Annotated in this window: 16 protein-coding genes; 8 read left to right on the forward strand and 8 right to left on the reverse strand. The window is 41.8% G+C overall.

Features of this window, described 5'->3' with window-relative positions; translation table 11 throughout:
- Positions 1 to 7: 7 nt before the first annotated feature.
- Positions 8 to 1,030 carry an alpha-hydroxy-acid oxidizing protein gene (locus tag DWX65_RS11825; RefSeq protein WP_118173530.1) on the reverse strand — a complete coding sequence of 341 codons (1,023 nt, stop codon included), beginning with the start codon at positions 1,028 to 1,030 and terminating at the stop codon, positions 8 to 10.
- A gap of 55 nt (positions 1,031 to 1,085) precedes the next feature.
- On the reverse strand, positions 1,086 to 1,502 hold the full coding sequence (locus tag DWX65_RS11830) for an SseB family protein (protein ID WP_022242721.1): 417 nt from the start codon (positions 1,500 to 1,502) through the stop codon (positions 1,086 to 1,088).
- Positions 1,503 to 1,783: 281 nt separating this feature from the next.
- On the opposite strand from DWX65_RS11830, the gene DWX65_RS11835 reads away from it, so the two are divergent.
- The 3 genes from DWX65_RS11835 to DWX65_RS11845 all read left to right on the forward strand — a co-directional run bounded on the left by DWX65_RS11835 (position 1,784) and on the right by DWX65_RS11845 (position 4,177).
- A complete protein-coding gene (locus tag DWX65_RS11835; protein WP_158561852.1) occupies positions 1,784 to 2,908 on the forward strand; it encodes an acyltransferase family protein in 1,125 nt (374 codons plus the stop codon).
- An 82-nt stretch (positions 2,909 to 2,990) separates the two neighbouring features.
- Positions 2,991 to 3,932, forward strand: a complete 942-nt coding sequence (locus DWX65_RS11840) for a DUF6709 family protein (RefSeq protein WP_117842107.1) — start codon at positions 2,991 to 2,993, stop codon at positions 3,930 to 3,932.
- Complete coding sequence (locus DWX65_RS11845; protein ID WP_022242724.1) at positions 3,926 to 4,177, forward strand: zinc-ribbon domain-containing protein; 252 nt, start codon at positions 3,926 to 3,928, stop codon at positions 4,175 to 4,177. Before DWX65_RS11840 ends, DWX65_RS11845 begins: the two co-directional genes overlap by 7 nt.
- A 134-nt stretch (positions 4,178 to 4,311) precedes the next feature.
- On the opposite strand, the gene DWX65_RS11850 is transcribed toward DWX65_RS11845, so the two are convergent.
- The 4 genes from DWX65_RS11850 to DWX65_RS11865 form a co-directional block, all read right to left on the reverse strand.
- Positions 4,312 to 4,644, reverse strand: a complete 333-nt coding sequence (locus tag DWX65_RS11850; protein WP_118173491.1) for a cupin domain-containing protein — start codon at positions 4,642 to 4,644, stop codon at positions 4,312 to 4,314.
- Between the two features lie 139 nt (positions 4,645 to 4,783).
- A complete protein-coding gene (locus DWX65_RS11855) occupies positions 4,784 to 6,415 on the reverse strand; it encodes a glycoside hydrolase family 13 protein (RefSeq protein WP_118173492.1) in 1,632 nt (543 codons plus the stop codon).
- Between the two features lie 120 nt (positions 6,416 to 6,535).
- Positions 6,536 to 7,417, reverse strand: coding sequence for a hypothetical protein (locus DWX65_RS11860; protein ID WP_118173493.1), 882 nt, complete (start codon positions 7,415 to 7,417; stop codon positions 6,536 to 6,538).
- A complete protein-coding gene (locus DWX65_RS11865; RefSeq protein WP_118088341.1) occupies positions 7,414 to 8,247 on the reverse strand; it encodes an HAD family hydrolase in 834 nt (277 codons plus the stop codon). The genes DWX65_RS11860 and DWX65_RS11865 overlap by 4 nt, the downstream gene beginning before the upstream one ends.
- A 692-nt stretch (positions 8,248 to 8,939) precedes the next feature.
- Here DWX65_RS11865 and DWX65_RS11870 point away from each other — a divergent pair.
- From DWX65_RS11870 to DWX65_RS11890, 5 genes are all read left to right on the forward strand, one after another.
- Positions 8,940 to 9,827, forward strand: coding sequence for a hypothetical protein (locus DWX65_RS11870; protein WP_118173494.1), 888 nt, complete (start codon positions 8,940 to 8,942; stop codon positions 9,825 to 9,827).
- Positions 9,828 to 9,967: 140 nt separating this feature from the next.
- Positions 9,968 to 12,079 carry a hypothetical protein gene (locus DWX65_RS11875; protein ID WP_118173495.1) on the forward strand — a complete coding sequence of 704 codons (2,112 nt, stop codon included), beginning with the start codon at positions 9,968 to 9,970 and terminating at the stop codon, positions 12,077 to 12,079.
- A 303-nt stretch (positions 12,080 to 12,382) separates the two neighbouring features.
- A complete protein-coding gene (locus DWX65_RS11880; RefSeq protein WP_118173496.1) occupies positions 12,383 to 13,153 on the forward strand; it encodes a DNA-binding response regulator in 771 nt (256 codons plus the stop codon).
- A gap of 92 nt (positions 13,154 to 13,245) precedes the next feature.
- Positions 13,246 to 13,392 carry a LuxR C-terminal-related transcriptional regulator gene (locus tag DWX65_RS15770; protein ID WP_431978790.1) on the forward strand — a complete coding sequence of 49 codons (147 nt, stop codon included), beginning with the start codon at positions 13,246 to 13,248 and terminating at the stop codon, positions 13,390 to 13,392.
- Positions 13,393 to 13,452: 60 nt separating this feature from the next.
- Positions 13,453 to 13,674, forward strand: a complete 222-nt coding sequence (locus tag DWX65_RS11890; protein ID WP_147339166.1) for a hypothetical protein — start codon at positions 13,453 to 13,455, stop codon at positions 13,672 to 13,674.
- A gap of 41 nt (positions 13,675 to 13,715) precedes the next feature.
- On the opposite strand, the gene DWX65_RS11895 is transcribed toward DWX65_RS11890, so the two are convergent.
- Complete coding sequence (locus DWX65_RS11895; protein ID WP_118173499.1) at positions 13,716 to 15,302, reverse strand: DEAD/DEAH box helicase; 1,587 nt, start codon at positions 15,300 to 15,302, stop codon at positions 13,716 to 13,718.
- A 113-nt stretch (positions 15,303 to 15,415) separates the two neighbouring features.
- The gene (locus DWX65_RS11900; protein WP_117697895.1) at positions 15,416 to 15,685 is read right to left on the reverse strand and encodes a GIY-YIG nuclease family protein; all 270 of its coding nucleotides are present in this window, start codon (positions 15,683 to 15,685) and stop codon (positions 15,416 to 15,418) included.
- Between the last annotated feature and the right edge of the window lie 159 nt (positions 15,686 to 15,844).

Raw genomic sequence — 15,844 nt, forward strand, 5'->3', positions numbered from 1 at the left:
CTCCACTCTATGCTTTTGTCCATATGCAATCCTTTGTAATCTCTGCCAGACTGTGTACGCCACACATTTTCATGGTATCTTCTAATTCGGTTCCTATCCTGGCAACATAAGACGCTACGCCTTCCCTGCCGCCGCCGTAAACCGCTGTCACAAACGGTCTTGCGATAATTACCGCATCTGCACCTAAGGCAATTGCCTTAAATACATCCGTTCCACAGCGGATTCCACCGTCTACAAGAATTTTCATGGAGCCTTTCACTGCATCCGCAATCCCACCTAAGACTTCTGCTGTTGCCGGGCACTGGTCTAATACCCTGCCACCGTGGTTCGATACCACGATTCCGGCAGCCCCGGCTTCTTTTGCCTTTAAAGCTCCTTTTACCGTCATAATTCCTTTTACAATAAACGGAACTCCGGCAAACTCTGCCACTTCCCGCAGTTCTTCCACGGTCTTGCTGCCTGCCGGCGGCTCCAAATTCTTAAGAAACGGCAAGCCTGCTGCATCTACATCCATGGCTACCGCAAAGGCTTTCGCTTCGTGCACCAGTGCCATTTTTTCTTTGATGATTTCAAGATTCCATGGCTTTACCGTTGGGATTCCAAGTCCCTGTTCTTTGGCAATTGCCTTTGTAGCTGCCACCATGACATTACTGTCTGTACCATCCCCGGTAAAAGCTGCAATGCCGCATTCCGCACAGGACGATACCAGAATATCATTATAGGAAATGTCATTGAGACAGTCTCCGTAATGCAGATTCACCGCTCCTACCGGGCCTGCAAAGAACGGATATTTAAACTCTTTTCCAAATAATTTCAGCGAAGTATCCACCGGAGCATTTTCTGCAATAGTGTCCATCTGCACACGAATCTCTTTCCATTTATCATAATTACGCATGGCAGTATCGCCAATTCCCTTTGCACCGGGTCCCGGCATCTGATTCCGGCAGGCGCGTCCGTTGCATTCTACACATGCCTTACAATAATTTCCAATCCTCCCTCTTGCCTGTTCGATACATTTTGCATAATTCATTTTTCTTTCCTTCTTTCCACTCTTTTTCTTCTCTGACGTTTCCTTATCCACATATCTATCTGCTGCCAAGCACAATCTGTATCAGATTCTTATCCAGCATTATGGTACGGTTCCACGGATTTAAAATGACTCCTTCGATTCCCTCTGCCTGCAATGCTCCTTGAAAAAGCTTTTCTATATCCGCTAAGAATGTGGATTTCACACTTCCGCCGCCTTTTAATTCTTCTTCAAAGCTGCTGAAGGCTGCCCACCAGGTCTTACCATCTGTCTCAATCGCCTGTAGCAGCATCTGGCTTCCACCCTTCGGTGGTTCCACTGCCACAATCACCTGACCGCCTTCCTGCATCCGCCGGCGGATTACCGTCAGTGTATGGGCTAACTGCTCCGGTGTTGCCTCCTGCTGCAAGCCGGCAATTGCCTGTTCGATTTTTTCATTTCCTATCAGTCCCTCATCTATCTTTTCCTTTGCCATATGTGGATTCCTTTCTGTGGGGGGTATTTTTTTATCTCATTTTTTACTGCTTAGCACATTTCCAGCAGTGCCCTCTCGAAAATCAAAGATTTTCTCGATGTACGTGCTTCGCACTATCAGTCAGGGAAAAGGCAGCAGGTTATTTGCAAGCCAAACCTGCTGCCTTTTCCCTGACCGGCACTGCTCATTATAACACACTTTTGCTGGAAATAGTGGCATCTTAAAGCTATCTGTATTATAATAGCATGGTATTTCATTTTAGGATTAGGAGATTAGACAACATGACACCAGCTAAAACCAGAAGTTCCAACATTGAATTATTGCGTATTCTGGCTATGTTTATGATTATTATTTTTCATATTTCTGACCACTGCGTGAAGGTACAGTTAACAGACACTGCTTCCATGCTGCGTATGAATAACGGACTGTTCTGTGAACCTGTTTTTTATAAGAAGCTCCTGCTTCTTTCCACCTTTGCTCCAATGGGAAAAATCGGAAATGTTATTTTCATTACGATTTCCGGATACTTTATGGTTTCAAAGGGAAACGGAATTAATCTTGCCAAAATTTCCAAGAAATTGCTGTTACAGCTTGGTTTTGCCGCAGTTTCCCTGACACTGGTATCTTCCTTCTGGTACCGCATGACTGACAGTGTCTTTTTAAAACTGGTCAACATCAATAAATTTAACAGTATGTCCTGGTTTGTGGGCTACTATTTCTTCATTATAGTAATCGCTTACCTCTTTTTAAACAAGTTTCTGGCAAAACTGGACAAGCAGAAATATTTTACCTTTCTGATTGTATTATTTGCATTTATCCAGTTCCGCTGGACCGGAAGTATGGCAAATTCCCTGGCTAACGGACTCCGGACACTGCTGACCGGTATTTTCTTATATGCCTTGGGCGGTTTTATCCACCTTTACAATCCATTTGGGAAAATCAGAACTTATTGCCTCTATCTGATTATTGCAGTTTCCTTCCTGTTTATTTACATTTCTGCTTATAATGTAACACAGACCAATATTCAGACTTACTTTTTAAATGAAAGCAAAGACATTTTTATCCAGAAGATTCCTTCCTTTTCAGACTATAGCATTATTCCGATTCTTGTGGGACTTTCTCTGTTTGAAATCTTCCGGCGCATCCATATTCCATGCAGCCGCATGATTAATTTTGTGGGAGCTTCCACTTTTATGGTTTATCTTTTACATGATAATGCTTTTGCTTACAGTCTCTGGAATACACAGGACTGGATTACCCTGCTCTATGAGCATCCATATATTTACCTGTTTAAGCATCTGCGCTGGGCAGCTGCCACTTTCCTCATCGGCATCCTTTTCTATATTATTTACCTGTGTCTCGGAAAAGCCCTCAGTAAATGCAGATGGTTAGTGATGAAAGAATAATCTTCCTTATATCTGTTGCACAATTCTTCCTCTTATGTCATGATAGAATTGGTTTAAAAAAATACACGGGAGAAAAAAGAAAATGGAAGAATTTAAAAAGGATTTATTGAAAGTCTGTGGGAAAAACATCGCTGCACTGATTATTTTCTTTGTATTAGGTGGCGTTTTCCTTGCCTTCGGTCTTCTGATGTGGATTACTGCTTATGATCCGTTTGACGCACAGACCGATGGTTACGCAACAATGGAAGTTACTTATGTAATGGGGCCATTTGCGGAGCTTACTTCTGATGGAAAAGATCACACAGAATTCTATATTGCAGAGGATTCTGAAGGTTACTGGAGTATCATTGCTACCAAGGGAGAAACTTCCCTTCCGGTCTATGGTGTAGACGTAGATGACACTGTTCTCGACAGCTTACCTGCTCACACGATCCGGGGAAAAAGCACCAGCATGCCTCCTCAGGCAGCTCATTATCTGGTGGATTATCTTTCTGATACCGGACTGGACATTACTACTTACAACTATGACGAGTACTTTGGTGACCATTATCTGGATACCACACACACAGCCGTTGAAAACAGCATTGTACTCTATGTGATTGCTGCCGTATTTACAGTTCTTGGTATTATTATTTTTTCAGCAGGCGGCAACAAGAAAAAAGCCGTTAAGAAAAAGATTGCTCTCTTAGAACAGAATGGCGGTCTGCAGCGGATTTACTCTGATTTTGCCAACAGCCCACGCATTTTTTCACCAAAGCTTGGCGTTGCTGTTTCCAATCATTTCATATTGGATTACAACAATACAAAGGAAGGCTTCTATGTCACTCCTTTAGATGATATTACGAATGTTTTCAAATGTAACATGTTAAATGGTGACCCGACAACAACCAGCTATATTGCACTGGAAACTGCAGATGGTAAACGTACTCTGGTTGCCGCTCACAGTGGAAAAAGCAAAGATTTTGATCAGGTTCTTAATCAGTTAAAAGCAAATATTCATCAGGGAGGTGTTATGACATGGTAATTATCTACGGTACAAGAACAGTTTTTAAACGGGAAGGCCCGGTTGGCACTTCTGTCTGCCCAAACTGCCGGCATAATGTCATGCATACCCTTTGCAGACAGTTAAATCAGGCAACCCTTTTCTATATTCCGATTTTCAGCCACCAGAAACAGCGTGGCATTATGTGCGAAAGCTGCGGTATGATTACACCGGTCAGTGCACAGGAATACCGGGAACGGAAACAGGCTGCAAAGATGTATTATTAAACAATGTCTTATCGATATAACGTCAGCTCTTGCGGATATCTGGCAACACAAAACCGCCACATACACAGGCAATACGCACATCTGATGATGGCTTTGTCTTATGTATGTGGCGGTATTTTAATACTTACTTCTTCTTAGAATACTACGACTAAAAGCATTTTAAACTGCTCTTTTCCATATACGGCATGTGGATGTCCTGCCGGCATTACGATGGACTGTCCTTCCGTCAGTTGGAATTTCTCACCATCAATGGTTACTTCTCCAACTCCATCCAGACAGGTTACAAAGGCATCTCCGCCGGAAGCGTGTGTGCTGATTTTCTCGCCCTTTGCAAAGGAAAATAAGGTTACGCTTACTGCATCATTCTGTGCCAGTGTCTTACTTACAATCTGTCCATCCTGATATGCTACTTCTTCTTTTAAATTTAAAACTTCTTTCTTGGAAATATTTTTTAATAAATCTGCCATTTTTGTGCTCCTTATCTTTTCTTTATCTGATTTGTATAAACCTTTTCGGTGGGTTTATCCATATTATAGCAGATAACGGAGTGACTGACTGTTGGATTTCCAACATCTATGCAAAGAATTTATTTCAATAGGAAATCTCTTATTTTTTATAGTACATTCTTGCCTCATACGGACGAAGCACGGAAGAATCCTCTGTCTCTTTATAGTTGGAAATGAGAAGCTCCATATCCTTTGTCTCTTCCGTCAAAGGCATTTTCACAGTATTGCCGTAGAAATTGCAGACAACAAGCAGTGTCTCATCCGCATTTTTACGCTCATATGCGAAAATATTTTCATCCTCGGCTAACAGTAATTTGAAGCTGCCGTCCACCAAAACAGGATACTCTTTTCTAAAGCTTACCAGCTTCCGGTAGCAGTTGAAAATGGAATCCGGGTCATCTACCTGGCTCTTGGCATTGATGGTTTTATAGTTGTCATTTACTTTTATCCAAGGTGTGCCTGTTGTAAATCCGGCATTTTCTGTATCATCCCACTGCATTGGCGTTCTGGCATTATCGCGTCCCTTGGCATAAATGGAATTCATAACATCTTCCTTATCATAGCCTGCTGCGATACGCTCCTTGTATACATTCTGAATTTCAACATCCCGATAATCCTCGATATTATAGCGGACATTTGTCATACCCAGCTCTTCGCCCTCAAAAATGTATGGAGTTCCCTGCATTCCATGTAATAAAATTGCCAGCATTTTTGCAGACTCTACCCGGTACTCCTTATCATTGCCCCAACGGGATACGATACGCGGCAAATCATGGTTGTTCCAGAAAAGGCTGTTCCAGCCACAGTTATAAAGCTCTGTCTGCCAGCGGTTCATAATCTGTTTTAATTTCAAGAATGGCAGCGGTGCCAGATCCCATTTATCCTTGCCTTCCTGCTGATCCAGCCCGATGTGTTCAAACTGGAATACCATGGAAAATTCGCTTCCATCCGGATTACTGTAAAGCTTTGCCCGCTCCGGGTCTGCACCCCAGGCTTCTCCTACAGTAATCAAATCTCCCTTCTGGAAAGTTTCTTTGCTCATTTCACGGAAATATTCATGAAGTCTTGGGCCGTTGATGGTAATTTTCTTATCCGGCTCTTTTGCAATCTGGTCGATTACGTCCAGTCGGAAGCCGCCAACTCCTTTTTCCATCCACCATAAAATCATGTCATATATTTCTTTTCGCACCTGCGGATTTTCCCAGTTCAAATCCGGCTGTTCCGGCAAAAACTGATGGAAATAATACTGCTTTATTTCCGGTACCCATTCCCATGCACTTCCACCGAAAACGGCTTTCATATCGTTTGGCTCTACGCCTTCTTCCCCGTCTCTCCACACATAGTAATCATGATATGGGTTGTCCTTACTCTTCTTTGCTTCCTCAAACCATCTGTGTTTATTGGAGGTATGATTTAAAACCAGATCCATAATGATGCGGATGTTGTATTTCTTTGCTTCTTTAATTAAAGCTTCCATATCTTCCACACTGCCGAACATCGGGTCAATATCCTGATAATCGGAAATGTCATAGCCATTGTCCGCCTGCGGGGATTTGCAGACCGGTGATAACCAGATTGCATCAATACCAAGCTTTCCAAGGTACTCCAGCCGCTCCATAATTCCTCTTAAATCACCGACTCCGTCTCCATTACTGTCCTGAAAACTTTTTGGGTAAATCTGATATACTACTGCACTTTGCCACCATTTTTTTTCTGTTACGTTATTACTCATTTTGTCCTCCTAAACTTTCTTTACTTATTTTATCTGCTTGCTGCTTCCCTAATGCAAACAGCTCCAAACACCAATGAGAAAACAACCCTGTGCGATTGCATTTCAGCCATTGTTTATGCATTATAAATACTCTTCTAAAATTTCCGTATTCATTACTTCAAATTTATTTTCTTTCCATTGCATTTTTATCTTAACTGCTGCAGTCTGTCTGTCTAAAAACGCTTCATATAAAAATATATCATCTCCATCCACTGCTATTTTCCATGCTTTTGAAGAACTCAATATCCTTTCTCCAACTTTTAAGTCTTTATAACAACTATCAAATTCTTCTCTTTGATTTTCAGGTAGAACATATTCCTCTTCCAATCCCAATTCAGGACAGGTAACAAGAATTGTATTTTCCTGCTCCGCCTTTTCAATATAAATATCATATCCTGCAGAATATCGCATTCTGGTTTGCTTTCCCGGCAGATTCATTCTTGTGTACTCACTGCCATCTTTTCTCCAGATTGCAATTTCACTTCCACTCTGTATCCATGTATTTCCTGTATGCTCTCCACAAAAGACAATCTCATTTTTCCCGTCTCCGGTAATATCCGCTCCCCATACTTCAAGACCGAGAAATGTATCATCAAATGCTCCCAGTTCAAGGCGGTCACCATTTCCAAAGCAAATCGTGTATACTTTCTTATTATCATTTCTGAAATACTGGAAAATACGATCTGTTTTTCCATCTCCATCATAATCCTGATTTTTATAGTTTTCCTCAAATAATTTTACATTATCAAGATACCCCTCATACTCAGAAAGTGCTTCATCATAGGCGATATTTATTTTTTCATCTTTTGTATTGGCAATTTTTCTGTCAATTACCGAGTTATACTCTGTACTTATTTCATTCTTCTCAGAATCATCCAATTCATCATCATAAGGAAACTTATCATTTTTACACGCAGTCAACATGATACACATCACTAAGAATATACCAATATTTTTCTTCATAGCAACCCCAATTTTTCAAATGCATCATACAATCCATTCTTATCCACATCCCCGGTGACATAATCTGCCATAGCCTTTATCTCGTCTCCACCGCTTCCCATGGCAACACCATAGCCACAGTATTCCAACATAGGAATATCCACTTTGGCATCCCCAAAAGCTATGGTGTCTGCCACATCTGCATGAAGATATTCTAACAGATGCGCAATGGCATTTCCTTTGGTGATATTTTTTACGCCCAAATCTCCAAATAATGCAATTTCGCCGGCTCCGCCCCATGTTCCAGCCTGCAAATCCGGGAATTCCACCACGGCATCTTTATAATCCTGATACTGATTTAAGATAAAGCTTACTTTATTTACATCGTCCCGGTACAGTTCTCCATCAAAAATCATTTCCGGAAATGCATCCCGTACCTTTATTTTATCTGCGCCCTCTTTGCCTTTCCGCCTGGAATATTCCTGAATCACAGGTTCTCCATCCTCTTCAAATCCGGCACTTGCAAACAGTCCTGCATTACTTTCCAGATAAAATTCCAGTCCGCGCTCCTTTAACCAGTCCACAATATGGCGGCACTGCTCCGGCGTAATCATCTGGTGCATAACCACATGTCCATGATCTTCCACATAACTTCCGTTTCCGCCTATCATTCCATCCAGTCCGATTTCCCAGATATTCTCATAGACTTCTGCTTTACTTCTTCCTGTGCAGATATACACTCTGTGTCCGTTTTCTCTTGCCTTCCGCACCGCAAGAACTGCTGATTCCGGCAAATGATTTTCATAATCCACTAAGGTTCCGTCAACATCCAGAAAAATGATTTTTCCCATACTGCCCGTCCTCCTACTCCTTTTCTTCTATCCTACCTGCATTTTTTGAAGAAATCAACATTTTCTTCTAATGTATTTAAATCGATTGGTCGATAAAGTTATTACATGGATGGCATTTTATTTCAAGGGATTGATTGAGATAGAGTGTCTTTATTTTTTCTGATGATTGCAAAAATGTATGGATTGTAAATTTATCAGGATATTCAAAGTGTATCTGGGTTTTGACATAAAATACCGCAGCTCTAAGATACATGTTTTTCTTTTGTTTATTAAACCGGTCTTTCCAATGTTTGACAAATCACAGGACTGTTCGTCGAAGTGCGGATGCATCTTAAAGGCTGTTAGGGGCACTTGGAATTTCGTCTGGCAACAGGCAACGCCGGCACAGGGAAGTGCCGGCGAGGCGCATATGAACACGGATGTGAATTTGCGCCGATTGCCAGACAAAAGATTATCCTGCCGAAATTCTTAGTGCCCCTTGCAGGCTTTATCCGCATCCGTACCCGACGGACAGTACTGCGATTGTGTCAAAGCAACGGAAAGACAGCCTGACAGCAAGAAAAACATGTACCTAAGAACTGCTGGCATTTTACACCAGATAAACCCAGAATGCACTTTGAATCCCTGAAATCTTTACAAGTTACAAATATGCTTTTGCAATCACCAGACAACAACTTCTGAAAGGAGCTCTTATGGCAATTAACTCAATATGGAACAACAACTCCCCAATGGACTACCTCGGTTTTCTGTCCACTGACCCGGATAACAATACTGAGGATAACGAATGGCTGACTCATTTTCAACAGCTTGTGCAGGAAAAGCTTTCTGAAATGAATGAGGATGAGGATTCTACAGCTATGGTAAATCCGGCTGAAGAAATTGCAAAATGGAAAGAAAATATTTATAACAAAATGAAAAATGGTGAAACCGAAGAGAGCTTTCAAATCGGTGGTCAGTCTTTCAGCATGAAGGAATGGGACAAGCTGTTAGACTCCTTTGATAAAGCGGAAGAAGCTTTACAGGAAGCTATTGAAGAGGACGAAGAAGTTAAGGATAAGGAAATGGCAGAGACAGCAAAGAAAAGCATTGTAAATAATACACCATCCCAGCCTCTTATCGATATGCTTTTATCCGATACCCTTAAGGTTACGTTTCCGAAAGATGCCACAAATGAATCTGATGAAGATGCGGAAGATGTATTTTATATGGTTGCCATGGATGAAAAAGGTATCCGCTGCATCAAAAATGGGTCTGATACTTACGAATGGAAAATTGAATTTGAAGACGATTCCCAGTATGAGGCTGCCTGTGATTTCTTAGGCTGGGCTTCTCCACGAATGGACAAGCTTTTATTTGCAGCCCATGACAATTTCTGGATGGATTATCTGAACGGTGACCTTGATGTAGATGCTTTTAAAGACTTCTTAGAGGGCACTAATAACGGCATTCCAAACTATGGCATTGGTGATGAGGAAAATATGTACATTGACGAGACGAAACTTCAGTGGACAAAATATATGAACCCTCTGGGTGCCCACTTTGGTACTCCGGAAGAATTATTTCCGATTCCGGAATTATAGATTAAATACAATAAAACAGGCACTTTTTTCTATCAAAACGGGCATGTCCAAAGAAAAATGAAATTGGTAAAATAAAATCGTAAACCTTGATTTTGTCGGTTTGAATCTTACTAAAAATCATTAAAGGGAAAGGACGAATTATGGGAAAAAGAAAAAAGTTACTAGGTTTGGTTTTGGTAGTCTGTATGTTGTTTACACTGACACCGATAACTTCCCGGGCAGATGTTACAACAGAGAAATGGACAGATTTTACAGCAGCTGACTTTGCTGGCGGCAGCGGTACAAAGGATGATCCATATCAGATTGCTACGGCAGGACAGCTTGCAAAGCTGGCATCAGAAGTAAATTCTGGAGTACCTGAGCAAACACATTCGGGGGAATATTTTAAGTTGACCGCTCCAATTGATTTGAGCGGAAAGAGATGGATTCCTATCGGTTATGGAAATGCAAGTTCCAGAGCTTTTTCAGGATATTTCGATGGAAATAATCAGGTCATTACAGGCTTATATGTGGATGAACGGGGAAATAACGTCTGTGCCGGCTTGTTTGGTGTCGTAGTAGCTGTATCTGATGAAACAGTACTGAAAAATTTCTGTATTGAAAATGCTACCATCTATGCCGGAAATTCCACGGATGCAAGTGCCAGTCCGGATATTTACGGTGCCGGAGTGCTGGTAGGTTCGCTTACAACGATGGGTGGTTCCAGAGCTACCTTTGTTGGAGTAGAAAACTGTCAGGGAACCGGACAGGTAGACTCCAAGATGTATGCCGGAGGGCTGATTGGTGATGCAAGCCGTGCCCATGTTTCGGATTGTTCCGCGGATGTTACTGTGACAGGAAGGTGTATCAGTGGTGGATTCATCGGAAATGTTTTCCAGGGCTCCTACAAAAACTGTACCGCCAAAGGCAGCGTATCCGGAGGATGGTCAACCGGCGGGTTTGCCGGATGTGTATTTGAGTCCGACGCCAGTGTGGAAATAGAGCATTGTGCATCTTATGGCAATGTTGAGGCAAATAACTGGAATACCGGTGGTTTTGTCGGATATCTGGAAAAAGGAAAGATTCGTAACAGTGTTTCCTATGGTAATGCAAAGAGTACGGTGGCAGGCTGGGAGCCGAAAACCGGTGGCTTTTCCGGTACAAATACCAAAGGAAATATTCAGAACTGTAATGCTGCAGGTACTGTAACAGGTTCTCATCCAACAATTGCACCGGGTGGATTCATTGGATATGATAATAATGGCACCACTGCTGGCTGCGCTTTTGATAAAAAGAAGAACCCTTCACTCAATGCTGTAGGTGCGGATAGTGGAACACCTGGTTCCAACCAGATTAAGGCAGCAGACACAACCTCCCTGCTCTCAAATATCTGCGGCAGTTATCTTGGCGGACATACACTGTCTAAGGTTGACAGAAAAGAAGCAACTCATCTGACAGAGGGAAATATACAATATTGGGTCTGTGCAAATTGCGGTGGTTATTTCAGTGATGCAAGTGGAGCAAATATGATTACTTCTTTGGATGTTGTAATCGCAAAATCAGCAGAGCATACAGCAGACCGTACCGGATGGCATTCCGATGCGGATAATCATTGGAATACCTGTGAATGTGGTGAAAAAATAAATCAATCCGGACATAGCTTTACCTGGGTAATCGACAAGGAAGCTACGTCTACGGAAAAAGGTTCTAAGCATGAGCAGTGTACAGTTTGTAATTATGCTAAAACTGCAGTCGAAATCCCGCCGGTAAAAACCGGAACTGAAGAAACCAAAACTTCTTATAAAATTATAGAAGGATCTGAAAGCAGCTATGTTCTGCAGAGTGGCAACAGCCTTACCATCCGGGTGGATGCAGAGTTCTCTAAATTTGCCGGAATCAAAGTAGATGGTGTTCAGATTGGAAAAGATAATTATGATGTGAAGTCCGGTTCAACCATTGTTACTTTGAAATCCTCTTACCTGAATACACTGACTGCCGGAACACATAACCTGGAAATGTTGTGGACAGATGGTTCTGCAAGTACTACGTTTACCATCCAGGCAAGCGTAAACCAGAATCCAGACAATAAAAATCAGGAAACGGCTACAGCCTCAAATACCCAGCCTGCAACTCAAACTAATACAAAGCAGACTACGGATAAGTCTCCGAAAACAGGGGATTATAATAATCCTTTGGTATGGGCGGCATGGCTGATTGTTTCAGAAATTATTATTGCTGGTACCGTTTATTATCGTAAAAAGAAACATTTGTAAATAAATATTACCCCATAAAAATGCTCTCTATGTAACAAACTGTATCATTTTACAGGAAACGTTATATACAGAGCATCTTTCATTCCGTCAAAAATGCTCCAATATAGAACCATTGTATTACCAGAAAATGATGGTCATGTTATCAAAAAAGGAGTACCGGGATTGTAGTGTTCATGATTGTGGTGTCAGGAAGAAAAGATGTGCTATATGCCCCACTTGTGATATACTTAAATATATCTGGAATCATTAAAGCAATCAAAAATTGGGATAGGAAAATTTTTCATTGAAAGGAACGGGGATACGATGATATTATCGGACAGAGCCGTACTTCCTTTAACCGGAAGCACATTTGAGCCAGGAAACGCTGAAAAAGTAATTAAAGAAATGGAAGATAAAGAATCAGCACAGATTGCATTAGCAGAATATTATTACTTTTCTGCCAATGCAGAACTGTGTGCAGAGACTGTGAAACCATATTTGTCACAAGAAGATATCATGCTTCGTTTATCTGCAGATATGCTCTATACCTTTGCCAATCTGACAATTGGAGATTCCAAAGCGGCACAACAGGCCAGAGAGGATATACAGCGATGCATGGTTCAGGTGGTACAGGAAAATGCAACGATGGAGCAAAAGGCGTCCTGTCTGTTTGCCTATTATGTAACTAATATTTTTCTTCATATTACGCCAGAAAAAAAGGTGCCGCCGTTTCTGCAGTATATCCCATATCTTCCGACCGGACAGAGATTGTTTGCAATCAGCCTTCTGGCACATGAAACTTATTTAAGGCAGGAATATGCCCGGGCAAAGGGGCTTGTCCAGGGAGCTTTTTTGATGGCAGATACGACATATCCCATACCCATAATATATCTGAACTGTGTGCAGGCAATGTGTCAGATTAATCTGAAAGAACAAAAAGAAGCCATACACTCAGTAAATTCTGCATGGGAAATGGCCAGACCGGATAGATTTTGGGAGCCATTTATTGAGTATCATGGGCTGTTACAGGGATTATTGGAGGTCTGTGTCCGAAAAAAGAACCAGAGATTTATAAGCAGTTGGCAGGCGGGATAATCTCATTTAGTCGTAGCTGGATGAAAATCCACAATCCTAAGATGCAAAAAACAGTGACGGATCTCCTGTCTCCATTGGAGTTTTCCATTGCAATGCTGGCATGCCGGAACTGGACCAATCAGGAAATTGCAGAATATTTAGGATTTTCAGTGAACACAGTTAAGCATTATATATCAGGAATTCTGGAAAAGCTAGGTATCGATAAACGGGATAAAATAAAAAATTTTGTAAATCAATGATATACGAAGGAGAAGGTTTATGTAAATCCACAGACCGGTGTGAAAACCGTGGTATTTTCTATGCCTGAGAATAACGGTGCGACCTATGAACTGTTTTCCCTTGACGATATTTATAATCAGTATAACTACGGGGATATGTATCAGATTGACAAGACGGTTCTCTTAGGATTTGGTCTGGGACGACAGATTAACGGCTCTTATACCATTGATATTAATGGTCTGAACCCTTCCCATATACAGCCTTTGAACCCTATTCTTAAGAAAATGTTTTCACGGGTATAAAAACTGCGAGGGACACGTAAATCGTGTCCCTCATTTTTTGCTTATTTCTGGTTTGCCGGTTCCATATTAACGGCTTTTCCTTTTATCTTCGCATGCTTCATGGCATTTAAGACTTCTTTTCCATATTCTCTTGGCACTTCCACAAAGGTATATTTATCAAACATATCAATGGCTCCCACCAGTCTGCCCGGCATACCGGACTCTCCGGCGATGGCGCCAAGAATATCTCCCGGCTTAATCTTATCTTTCTTTCCAATGTTGATAAACAGTCTTACCATTCCCTCTTCTGCACCGGTATTGGCGAAGTCGTATTCTTCTTTTTCAGAAGAACTCTCCCCTGCTCCCATTGCCTGATAGAGGAAGGCTGCAGCAATATCCATGGCAGTATAATCAGCTTCATTTACCTGCTTCTCAATCAGCTCTATCATATCAGAAAGATTCTCTTCCTCTATGATAGTTCCAATCTGTTCCATGATATTTTCAGCCTTTATCTGTGCCACATCATCGGTAGATGGAATCGGCTGTGCTAAAATCTTTGTCTTGCAGTAACGCTGGATATCTTTTAATTTATAGACTTCCTTGCCTTTTACAAAAGAAAACGCCTTACCACAACGGCCTGCACGTCCGGTTCTTCCGATTCGATGTACATAATATTCATCATCCTGCGGCAGGTCATAATTAAATACCGCTTCTACATCATCTACGTCAATTCCTCTTGCTGCCACATCCGTTGCAATAAGAATATCCGTCTTTCCTTTCCGGAAATTATTCATGACCCGGTCTCTCTGGGACTGCTTCATATCTCCATGAAGTCCCTCTGCACTATAGCCTCTGCCGGATAATTCCGTTGCCAGTTCATCTACCATTTTCTTGGTATTACAGAATACCAATGAAAGCTTCGGATTATAATAATCCAAAAGTCTCGTAAGGACATCCACTTTATCCTTGCGCTTTACATCATAGTAGTACTGGTCAATGTTGGCTACGGTGAGTTCCTTTTTTACAACCTTGATATTGACTGCATCATGCTGGTATTTTCTTGTAATGTCAAGAATCGGCTTTGGCATGGTTGCAGAAAACAGTACGGTCTGATGCTCTCCCGGAATATATTCTAATACAGTTTCTATGTCCTCACGGAATCCCATATTTAACATTTCATCCGCTTCATCCAAGACGATGGTATGGACAAAATCCGGGCGGATGGTTTTTCTGCGAAGATGGTCCATCAAGCGTCCCGGTGTTCCGATAATAATCTGTACGCCACCCTTTAGGGCTTTAATCTGGCGGGAAATGTCCTGTCCACCATACACTGGCAGCACTTTTACACCGTGCATATATTTTGCCAGCTTACGGATTTCGTCTGCCACCTGAATGGCGAGCTCTCTGGTGGGAGATAAAATCAAAACCTGCGTTTTCCGTAAAGATGGGTCTACTTTCTGTAAAATCGGAATTCCAAAAGCTGCTGTCTTGCCGGTTCCGGTCTGAGCCTGTCCGATAACGTCCACACCTGATAAAACCACCGGGATTGCCTGGCTCTGAATCGGTGTTGCCTCTTCAAATCCCATGTCCGCAATTCCTCTTAAAATCTGCGGATTTAAATCTAATTCATCAAATCTGATTGTATTCATTCTTTTCCTTCCTGTTGCGGGAACTTTTTCCCATCTGTCAGTAACCTGTTCTCCAGTAACTTTATAAAAAGCCACCGCGGCTAATCATAACAGACTGTTTTTTGCTTGTCAATTTACTGCAACAGATTTTTCTTCGACAAAATCAGCGCATCCTTCTGCTTTCTGGTCAGCTTTTTATAGGCTGCTTCCTTCTGCATGGCCTCCTCTTTCGTCCCGGATTCCTCTAAATACCGCAGTTCCACCGGTCCCCGGTTTCTGGTATACTTTGCTCCTTTTCCACTGTTATGTGCTTCAATCCGCTTGTCGATATCAGTCGTCCAGCCGGTATAGAGGCTCCCATCCCGGCAGAGCACCATATAAGTGTAATTATGTTTCTCTTTCATGTAATCCTTCCTATGTAGACCGGGCACCGCCCAGTCTTATCTCTATATAAAGCAATCGACCAAAAAAGTATCTTACTCATATTCCATAAACTGGTAAAAAAGTATCGATTGCGGATTTTTGGCCGTTACATTTTATCTTATGCAGTTTTCTTATGTATG

The organism is Roseburia sp. AF20-18LB (assembly GCF_003461185.1).
In the GTDB taxonomy this organism is placed as follows: domain Bacteria; phylum Bacillota; class Clostridia; order Lachnospirales; family Lachnospiraceae; genus Roseburia_C; species Roseburia_C amylophila.